General features: G+C 38.3%; 7 protein-coding genes and 2 riboswitches. Of the genes, 5 read left to right on the forward strand and 2 right to left on the reverse strand.

Annotation, left to right across the window (positions count from 1 at the left end):
* Nucleotides 1-81: 81 nt before the first annotated feature.
* The gene (locus ACR65M_RS02410) at nucleotides 82-2697 is read right to left on the reverse strand and encodes an endo-beta-N-acetylglucosaminidase (RefSeq protein ID WP_440272449.1); all 2616 of its coding nucleotides are present in this window, start codon (nucleotides 2695-2697) and stop codon (nucleotides 82-84) included.
* A 523-nt stretch (nucleotides 2698-3220) separates the two neighbouring features.
* Nucleotides 3221-4363, reverse strand: a complete 1143-nt coding sequence (locus ACR65M_RS02415; RefSeq protein WP_341329663.1) for an alpha-hydroxy acid oxidase — start codon at nucleotides 4361-4363, stop codon at nucleotides 3221-3223.
* 146 nt (nucleotides 4364-4509) lie between these two features.
* Nucleotides 4510-4627, forward strand: a riboswitch (SAM riboswitch).
* A gap of 94 nt (nucleotides 4628-4721) precedes the next feature.
* On the opposite strand from ACR65M_RS02415, the gene ACR65M_RS02420 reads away from it, so the two are divergent.
* From ACR65M_RS02420 to ACR65M_RS02440, 5 genes are all read left to right on the forward strand, one after another.
* Nucleotides 4722-5831 (forward strand): iron-containing alcohol dehydrogenase family protein, encoded by a 1110-nt coding sequence (locus tag ACR65M_RS02420; RefSeq protein WP_341329662.1) that lies wholly within the window; start codon nucleotides 4722-4724, stop codon nucleotides 5829-5831.
* Nucleotides 5832-5894: 63 nt separating this feature from the next.
* Complete coding sequence (locus ACR65M_RS02425; protein ID WP_341329661.1) at nucleotides 5895-6728, forward strand: MetQ/NlpA family ABC transporter substrate-binding protein; 834 nt, start codon at nucleotides 5895-5897, stop codon at nucleotides 6726-6728.
* Nucleotides 6729-6845: 117 nt separating this feature from the next.
* The gene (locus ACR65M_RS02430) at nucleotides 6846-7886 is read left to right on the forward strand and encodes a methionine ABC transporter ATP-binding protein (RefSeq protein WP_341329660.1); all 1041 of its coding nucleotides are present in this window, start codon (nucleotides 6846-6848) and stop codon (nucleotides 7884-7886) included.
* Complete coding sequence (locus ACR65M_RS02435; RefSeq protein WP_121448472.1) at nucleotides 7870-8532, forward strand: methionine ABC transporter permease; 663 nt, start codon at nucleotides 7870-7872, stop codon at nucleotides 8530-8532. Before ACR65M_RS02430 ends, ACR65M_RS02435 begins: the two co-directional genes overlap by 17 nt.
* Before the next feature lie 138 nt (nucleotides 8533-8670).
* A riboswitch (ZMP/ZTP riboswitch) is annotated at nucleotides 8671-8749 on the forward strand.
* A 126-nt stretch (nucleotides 8750-8875) separates the two neighbouring features.
* On the forward strand, nucleotides 8876-10075 hold the full coding sequence (locus ACR65M_RS02440) for a phosphoglycerate dehydrogenase (protein ID WP_341329659.1): 1200 nt from the start codon (nucleotides 8876-8878) through the stop codon (nucleotides 10073-10075).
* The last annotated feature ends 94 nt before the right edge of the window (nucleotides 10076-10169 follow it).

The raw sequence follows: 10169 nt of genomic DNA on the forward strand, positions 1-10169 counted from the left end.
AATCAGATAATTATAGTTAAAGTAGACTATACTTTTATTGATTTATAGGAAGCAAGGGATATCTCTTGCCTCCTTAGGAAACTACCGATTTAAGAATCCATGGACCTCAAATTCAAAAATTCTTGCAGCCTGGTCACTGCCTTGAGTTGGTTTGTCAGTCCACAATCGTACGTAACGAGCATTTGTTAATGATATACTGTGTTCTGAAACACCCGCTGTATTATCCGTTACCTTAATAACTTCTATCCAATGTTCACCGTCCGTGCTGGCCTCAATTCGAAATGCCTGTGTGTTGAATGCTTGTGGCTCCCCACCGGCCTGTGCATGACGCACGACGAACTTTGATAGCGCATATTGATTACCTAGATCAACCTTTAACCAATGTGGTGCTTCACCTAGGGCACACCACTTACTGTTGTCCGTTATTTTGCCATCAACTGCGTAGCTTGCAGCTTCCGTCGCTGCACACTGACCACTTGCGGTAGCAGTTTTGTTTAGAGCAACATTTTCAATATCCTTAGCTGCTTCGGAAATGGTTATCATCGCCTCTTTAGTCAGAACACTTTCTCCCTCGCTGTTCCTCGCAACCAAGGTAACGGGGTATACGCCCTCTTCAACATAGGTTACAACCGGATTTTCCTCGTGGCTGACGGAAGGTGTACCTCCTTCAAAATGCCACTCAACTTCTTCTGTAACTTCTGTTGAAGCATTGAAAAATTGGATATCCTCCCCTGGCCCTGCAATGGTTTTTTCCGCAGAAAAGTCTGCTTCTGGCTTTGGATATGGTGGCCATTCAAACGTAACCGTGTTTGGCTCACTTCGATTAAATTCCTTGTTTACGGTAACAATCTCTAAGGTTGTGCTATTTTCTTTTCCATTTCGTTTAAGATTAGAAAGAAAATACACATGGTTTGGCGTTGTGCCGACTAACTGCTTTTGATTGTTTGGTAATACTCGATAAATTTCGTAATGACTAATATCGGAATCAGACGGCTCCCAAGCAAGTGAGATATCAGAATAGATTCCCTTGTTAAAGCTGATCTCATTAATTTTGCTTTGTTCCGGGGAGTAAATATGTTGTTTGTCCTTTTTGTTATAAACTTTAATTTCTCCAATATTCGTTGTAAAGTATTCCACATTCTCGTTACCGTCAACTAAAAGTGAGATAGCTGCGATATTATGACCTTTGTGCTTTTTCAACTTTATCGTTTCAGTCATCCACTGATTATGACTTTGTTTTTTAATATCGAAAAATGTAAACTGGTCAGGATTGTCAACGAAGCTGACTCCTATTTTCATATTAGGTTTTTTCATATCTGTTTTGTAGGTTAGAGCGATTTCCGTATCTTTTTGAATCGGTAGATTGGTTTTATAAAGCTTAATATGAGTAGGATTGCTTTTATCAATAGCACCTGAAAGCTTTAATGAACTTCCCCCGTTATAAGCGATTTCCCAATCAAAACCAACATCAATTGCTTGTCCGCCCTCTTTTATCCAACGCCAGGTTGGCAGGATATCTTGTAGACTACGATTATTCCAGGATTGGTTACTTACCTTATTTCCATCAACTGCGAAAAACTTTCCGCTACCAGTATTAAAATGTGTGACAAAAGGTAATTCCTTAATGACTGTTTTGGCTGTGAAATAGTGAGCAATCCCTTTCCATGAGCCATTGTTAGCTGTGGTTGTAGGATTACTAGACTCACCAACCCAAAACTCATTTTCCTTTTGATAGAACTGTTCAATACTTTCGGATGTCTTAAAGGCCCAATCTGGGCGGTAAATTCCTAAAGATGTTAGTGGTGTTTTGCCTTCAGGAAAGATTCCCTGCCAAGGAACCTTTGTACTTGTTCCATTTGCTTCTACATCGATTCCAGTAAATAAATCATAAGGGCTTCTTCCTATTTCCTGTGCTTTATTAAAGGATGATTGTTGGTCCCGCCACCAAAAGTTCAAAAACATACTGTCGGATACCCGCTTCTTTCCGTCCTGTAAAAAGCTACTGTTTTTATCTGTCAATGCATTTTGCCAATCGATATTCCCGTCTTTTGTCATTGAATCATACCACATGATATGCATGTCTTCCTGCTTATGCTTCTGCAAATAAACAAGGAACTTTTGCATTTTTTGTGCCACTTCTACATCTTTGACATCTGTTTCCTGATTAATAAACCAACCATCAAATCCATAATAGTTCGCTACCTCTAATAGTTTATCTGCCGCTGGAAAAGAACCATCTTCCCGCTGGGTCAGCATTTGGTTCACCCATTCCTCCTTGCCACCGTAGACAATAGGTGGGAAGAAAACGTTTCCTAAAATAGGTACACCGTTTTTATGAGCAGCATCCGTTACATCTACACTTGGTGGAACAATAATTCCTTCCCCTGAAGAACCTGCCCAATACACCATAAGATCTACATATTGCCAATAACTAAATGTATTGGCAAAAAAGTCTTCTCCTCCCTGAGAAGGAACCCCGCTAGTGGTAGGGTTAAGGGCAGATAAAGCAACTAATTTTGCTTCTGACTGTGCATTTTCATTTACTTTATAAAGTACCTCCCGCTCTGCTAATGGAGTCTGGCTACGGTTATAAATAGCATCTTGATCCTTATCTGGTGCCCAGTCTAATAGTTGTTCCGGATACCAATAGGATGATTCCGGCTGTTTAGCAAAGGTTGCACTTGGTGCCAAAATCATAATACACAAGCAGAAAAAAATACCCATCCAGAAACACTGCTTTTTTTCAAACATATTCCATCTCTCCCTTTCCATTTCATTTTTCTATCTAACGAAGCTTAAAACATGCCCTCTGTTCTATGCCTCCCTACAAAGTTAATGAAAACACTTACAAAATAAAAGGTCCGTATTTACTATCTTCTATTAGCTGCTTTTTCTATTAAAATAGGGGTGATAACCTCCCCCATCAGTGATTTTTTATTTTATAGAAGCTTTTTCCATTATTTCTAAAATTACTCCATAAAAACACCCATCCCTTTTTTATATAGGTAAAAATACATGAGCATTAGTTACCATTACAAATTTCCTAATCATTGAAAGATAAAATGTATTAAATTTAGTAAAAATATAGATAACCAATTTTCAAGCCATATTAAAAGCCTTCCGATTCGCTCGGAAGGCATTCTAACTAATTCAATTTTTGGATATAAACAAAATGTTGATGATATCGGACAAAACTATAAATATATTAGACAAACCCAAATTATGATTTAATTAGTCTGAGTGTTTTAAGGTCTTTTACACTAGATGCACCAGCCAATGCGATGGAAACCTTTGTATCTTGAATAAAGTTGCCAAGCACCTTCTCTACACCTTTCTGTCCTGCAGCTGCAAGTCCATATACAAACGGTCTGCCAATAAAGACCGCATCCGCCCCTAACGCAAGTGCCTTAACAATATCAGAACCTCGTCGAATCCCACTATCAAATAAGACAGGAATTTCACCCTTTACCTCTTCCACTATAAGTGGCAATGCATCAATGGCTGAAATGACACCATCAAGCTGCCTACCTCCATGATTGGAAACAATAACTCCATCTACACCATTCTTAACCGCAAGTCTAGCATCATCCGAACTAAGAATCCCCTTTATTAAAATTGGCAATGAGGTCCGTTCCTTTAAATCAGCGACATGAGTCCAGTTAAGTGAAGGATGGTGAATATTATCTAAGATTCCTTGAATAATAGACTCTAAATCTTGACTATCTAAAGAGGATAAGAATACCGAATCCTGTTCATAATTCGCTTTCCCTACCCCAAGCTTTAATGGTGAAAAACGATTCTTCATATCTTCTTCTCTCCAGCCCATCATAACTGTATCAACAGTTAAAACAATTGCTTCGTAACCCGCCTCCTCTGCTCGTTTAACCATATTAAAGGAAATCTCCTTATTATTTGACCAATAAAGTTGAAACCATTTTGAGCTACTACCGGATACCTTTGCTACATCTTCAATCGAATAGCTTGAAACAGTGCTTTGGACAAAAGGCACATGACAAGCAGCGGCTGCTTTTGACACTGCCAATTCTGCCTCTTCATGTGCCAGCTTTAACATTCCAACCGGGGCAAGTAAAAAAGGATGGGGGTATGTTTTTCCGAACAAGGTGATGCTTGTATCAATATTTGATACATCCCGTAAAATCCTTGGTACTATGGAATACTTGTTAAATGATTCTTGGTTTTGCCTCAATGTCACTTCGCCACCTGCTCCTGAACGAACATACCCAAAGCCTCCAGCAGACATTTTCTTTTTTGCCTCCTCCTCTAATTCCACATAGGAGACCGGAAAATATTCATCCTTCACAATATTCTCTATGTACGCATCTTTAACTTTTGATATATTCATTGTATAAAGCCTTCTTTCCATATTTATTGTAATTACCCTACTACTTAAAAATGGGGTAGTCAATTGGAGTTTTGACAATTTAGAAAAAAAAGATTGACTTACCTTTTAAACAAGTTTAATATCAAAATAATAAATTTCATAACAATCTCTTATTAAGAGCGGCTGAGGGACTGGCCCTGTGAAGCCCGGCAACCATTCATGTTAAACGAAGACATGAACAGGTGCTAAATCCTGCAAAATACAATGTATTTTGAAAAATGAGAGAGGTGCTACTTCTAAAGTATATCCATGCCTCTCTTTATGAGAGGCATTTTTTATTATCTGGTAAATTACTTAAAAGAATGGAGGGATGAATTATATGTCAACACAAACAGTAAAAGGAGCACCCGGTCATTTTAGAATTGGTGAAGGGATCCTTAAGGAACTAGAACCCCTTTTATCTGAGTTAAAGGTTCAAAAAATTCATATAGTATGCGGTAAGAAGGCCTGGAATGCAGTATCCACCTATTTGCCTGAGAAAATAACCAATTCCCCTATTTCGAGCTTTACTTTCATTGAGGGTCACTGCACTTTAGAAAAGGTTGAAAGTATTTCTAATCAGCTATCAGTAAACTCAGTTGATGCAGTTATTGGCATCGGAGGCGGAACTGCACTAGACACTGCGAAGGCTTCAGCAATTAATGCAGGTATAAAATCAATATTGATTCCAAGCATTGCATCTACATGTGCGGCATGGACTCCACTTAGTGTCTTTTATGACCAAAATGGAGTTTTTACACACTACACTGAATTCCCTCTTGCCAATACCTTAGTACTTATTGAGCCTGCTGTTATTGCCTTAGCTCCAGTAAAGTACCTACGAGCAGGAATTGGTGATACACTAGCGAAGTATTACGAAGCAGAGGCATTAATTTCTGCGTTTTTCAAAAATCAAGAGCTACCGGTTTGGCTAAAGGTTTCAAGGTTCTCAGCATCTATTTGCAGAGATGTTCTACTACAGGATGCCACAGCAGCTATCCAATCTACCTCTGAAGGAAGTGTCTCTGATGAACTGGTTAGAGTAATTGAGGCCATTATTATGACTGGCGGTATGGTCGGCGGCTTCGGTGGAAAGGCAGGAAGAGTAGCAGGAGCACATTCCATTCATAATGGCCTTACTGAAGCAAACCAAGCCAAAAACTTTTTACATGGTGAGCTTGTTGCATATGGAACTCTGGTCCAGTTAGCTCTAGAAAATAAAGAACAAGAGCTTTTAAGACTATCAAGCTATTATCATGAATGGGGACTTCCAGTAAATTTAAAAGACTTAAATATTGATCCGGAAAACAAAACTCTTTTGGAAGCAATAATTAAAAAGGCAACTCTCCCACAAGAATCTATTCATTTTATGGATATAACTATTTCAAAGGATGCACTATTATCAGCTATAAGTAAGGTGGAAAATCTTACTTTCTCTAGAGTCAATTGATAGAAACAGAATAAGCATAAATACAAGCCATAATATTAACATAATACGAAAAGAGGAATAAACATGAAAAAGTGGTTATTTGCTAGTTTATTAGTTTTAATTATCTCGGTTCTTGCAGCCTGCGGTGAAAGTAGTTCAAGTGGTTCAAAGGACGAAAAAGCAGAAGGTTTATATAGTGACGAAAAGCTGGTTATTGGTGTAACTGCAGGCCCTCACGAACAAATTCTTGAAAAGGTAAAAGAACTTGCTGAAAAAGAAAACCTAAATATTGAAATAAAAGTCTTTACCGATTATGTTATGCCAAATATTGCTTTGGATGAAGAAGAGCTTGATTTAAATATCTTCCAAACTGAGCCGTACTTTAATGCATTTAAAGAAGACCGTAATTTGGACCTTATAAAATCGTTTGATACTGTTACATTCCCAATGGGTGTTTATTCATTAAAGGTGAAGGATGTTTCAGAGCTAAAAGACGGTGCTAAAATTGGATTACCTAGTGACCCTACAAACAGCGGACGTGCACTACTTCTATTTGAAAAAGCTGGATTTATTAAGCTGAATCCAGATACCGGAATCAATTCAACTGTAAAGGATATTGTGGAAAATAAAAATAATTATGAGTTCATTGAACTTGACTCTGCACAAATCGCACGTCAACTGGAAGAACTTGATGCAGCAGCTATAAATACGAACTTTGCTATTGAAGCAGGTTTTACACCATCCGAGGATGCCATATTTATTGAACCTAAGGATTCTCCATATGTGAACCATGCTGCAGTAAGAACTGAAAACAAAGATGATGAAGTTTTAACGAAATTAGCGGATATTTATCGCAGTGAGGAAATTGCTAAATTCGTTGAAGAAGAATTCAAAGGATCTGTTATTCCATCTTGGTAAAAAAAGCTACAGGAGGACGTGGTAACCCTATTTATACTGCGTCCTCCTTTAAACGCCAACTGCAAAACATTATTAAAAAAGTGAAGGTGTATACCTGCTCAGAAGGGAGTTTTACAAATGATTGAACTAGTGGGAATCTCAAAGACTTTTACAGCTAAACAAGGTTCAATTCACGCGTTAAAGAATGTTTCCATTTCTGTAAAAAAGGGGGAGATATATGGTGTGATTGGTTACAGCGGTGCAGGGAAAAGTACCCTTATCCGAAGTGTGAATCTTTTAGAAAAGCCTGATTCAGGTTCTGTAATCGTAAATAATGTAGATTTGACAAAGCTCTCAAATGGAAAACTCCGTGAAGCACGGGGACAAATCGGGATGATTTTCCAAGGCTTTAATCTTTTAAAAACAGCAACCGTATATGAAAACATTGCACTTCCATTAAAGCTTACTGGCTTAGGTAAGCAGGAAGTCGAGGCCCGGGTTACAAAATATCTAAATATTGTTGGCCTCGAGGAAAAGCATCATGCCTATCCTTCTGAGCTATCAGGTGGACAAAAGCAAAGAGTAGCGATTGCACGTGCATTAGCCCATGAACCAGAGATTCTTTTGAGTGATGAGGCGACAAGTGCTCTTGATCCAGATACAACAGAAGCAATTTTGGAACTATTATTAAAAATTAACAAAGAACTAGGGATCACCATTTTACTTATTACTCATGAGATGAATGTCATCCAACGTATATGTGATCGGGTTGCTGTTATGGAAGATGGAGAAGTTATTGAAGAAGGAACAACGAGAGAGATTTTCACTTCCCCGCAGCATCATACAACAAAAAGATTTGTTAATAGTTTATTTTCACATAAGATACCGGATGAAATACTAGCTACTTTAAATGAAACGGGCCAAGTAGTCACCCTTTCCTTCTTTGGAGAATCTTCAGGTGAACCTGCATTAGCTTTAGTTAGTAAGAAATTTGATGTTTATCCAAACATCTTATCGGGAAGCATCACCCGCTTAAAGGAAGAAAACTTTGGACAGCTTTTGATTCACTTAAAGGGTGACACGGCTGAGATTGAAAGTGCCCTAAACTTCTTAGAACAACAACAAGTACATGTGGAAGGATTGAGAGTAAGTGAAAACAAGAATAGAAGAATTTCTTGAGCTTTGGGGCAGTGATCTTTGGGAAGCTACTCTCCAAACCTTTCAAATGGTTGGAATTGCGCTAGGGATTTCCGTATTAATTGGTCTGCCATTGGGAATATTGCTTGTTTTAACAAGACCAGAAAAGGCCTTAGCTAATAAGTATGTATATCAAATTTTAAACGCCATTATAAATATTATTCGTTCTGTCCCATTTATCATCTTATTGTTCTTTATCCTTCCTTTTACAAAGCTAATTGTTGGGACATCAATTGGCGTTAAAGGTGTAATTGTTCCATTAGTTGTGTACACAGCTCCATACATTGCCAGATTAATGGAAACAGCTCTATTAGAAGTTGACCGTGGAGTATTGGAAGCCTATGAAGCAATGGGAATAAAAACACGGCACATCATATGGCATGTGCTTGTTAGAGAATCCCGTTCATCCATTATTCTTGGTTTAACCATTGCGACCATCGGTCTAATTGGTGCATCGGCAATGGCAGGGTTAGTTGGCGGAGGTGGACTAGGAGATCTCGCATACCGCTACGGCCACCTTCGTTATGAAGTGGACGTTATGTATATAACCGTCATATTACTTATAATCTTAGTACAAGGACTACAATCACTAGGCAATAGTTTGGCATCGCGTTTGAAGAAAGATTAACCGTTCAAATGGGATACTTCTAGCGGGTTATAAAATATACTTAAGCATGAAGCACTCGCAAGTCCATCGTCCAAAGTTTTAAAATTAATTAAAACTTGAAATATATCAAAAAACTTGGTATCATACTTACAAATCAAAAAGGCTATATGTGACTGGCGCACGCGGATAAACCGCGAGGGAGCATATAGTGTCGGAGCCGTTCGCCTGGGCAGAGGTAAGGGAAAGTCCCTTGCCTCTTTCTGTTTATCTTTAGGCGAACCACCAAATATAAGCAGACCAGATTCATAAATTTGTATACTAATAGTTTGTCACTAAAATTCAAATCAAAAGTGAGGTAGACGAGATGAGCACACTTATTGAAAATCAGGTTAAAACGGTTAAAACATTAAATAATATTGCTGAAAGCGGGCTAAAGGTGTTCAAAAATGACCGTTTTGTAATTGATAATCAAAGTGAGAACCCAGATGCAATTGTTGTTCGTAGCTTCGATATGCATGACCTTGAGTTTGGCGATAACTTAAAAGCAATTGCACGAGCTGGTGTTGGTGTTAATAATATCCCCATCCAAAAATGCACCGAGAAAGGGATTGTAGTTTTCAATACACCAGGTGCAAACGCAAACGCAGTAAAGGAAATGGTATTAACTGCATTAATGGCAACATCTCGTAATGTTTTTTCAGGGATTGCTTGGACAAAGACATTAGAAGATAAAGGTGAGCAAATACCTCAACTTGTTGAAAAGGGGAAAAAGCAATTCGTTGGGAAAGAAATCAAGGGTAAAACACTCGGCGTTATCGGTTTAGGTGCAATCGGTGCACTTGTTGCAAACGATGCTCTTGATTTAGATATGGATGTTATCGGGTTTGACCCATTTATCTCAGTTGATACGGCTTGGAACTTATCACGTAATGTTCAGCGTGCCATGTCACTTGAACAGCTTTTTGCTGAGTCTGACTATATTACCGTTCATGTACCTTTAACCAAAGACACTAAAGAAATGTTTAATAAACAGACATTCAGCATTATGAAGCCAGGCGTTCATATCATTAACTTCTCACGCGGAGAGCTTGTAAACGAAATCGATATGGCAGTAGCACTTGAAGATGGTATCGTTGGAAAGTATATGACAGACTTCCCGAATGAAAATGTATTAAAAATGAAGAATACCATTTGCACTCCACACCTTGGTGCTTCTACAAACGAATCAGAAGAAAACTGCGCGATTATGGCAGCTCGTCAGACGAAGGAATACTTAGAAACTGGTAACATTAAGAACTCTGTAAACTTTCCAAACGCATCTCTTCCTTATACAGGAAAAACAAGGGTAACAGCTTTTCATAAAAATGTGCCAAACATGGTGGGTCAAATCACATCGGCTATCTCTAATTATGAGTTAAACATCGCAGACATGGTAAACCGTAGCCGCGGAGAATATGCTTATACGATGATTGACATTGATAATGAAGTAAATGGGGAAATCGTTCCTAGCATATTAGAAAGAATCAAGCAAATTAACGGAATCATTTCAGCACGTGTAATATAAAAAGAAGCAAGGGGCACTGATATGCTCCCCTAAAGGTAGACAGATGAAATAAAAAATCTGTTTCCTTTGGGGGAGTATTTTTGTATGGCTAAAA

This window comes from Ferdinandcohnia sp. SAFN-114 (assembly GCF_059415045.1).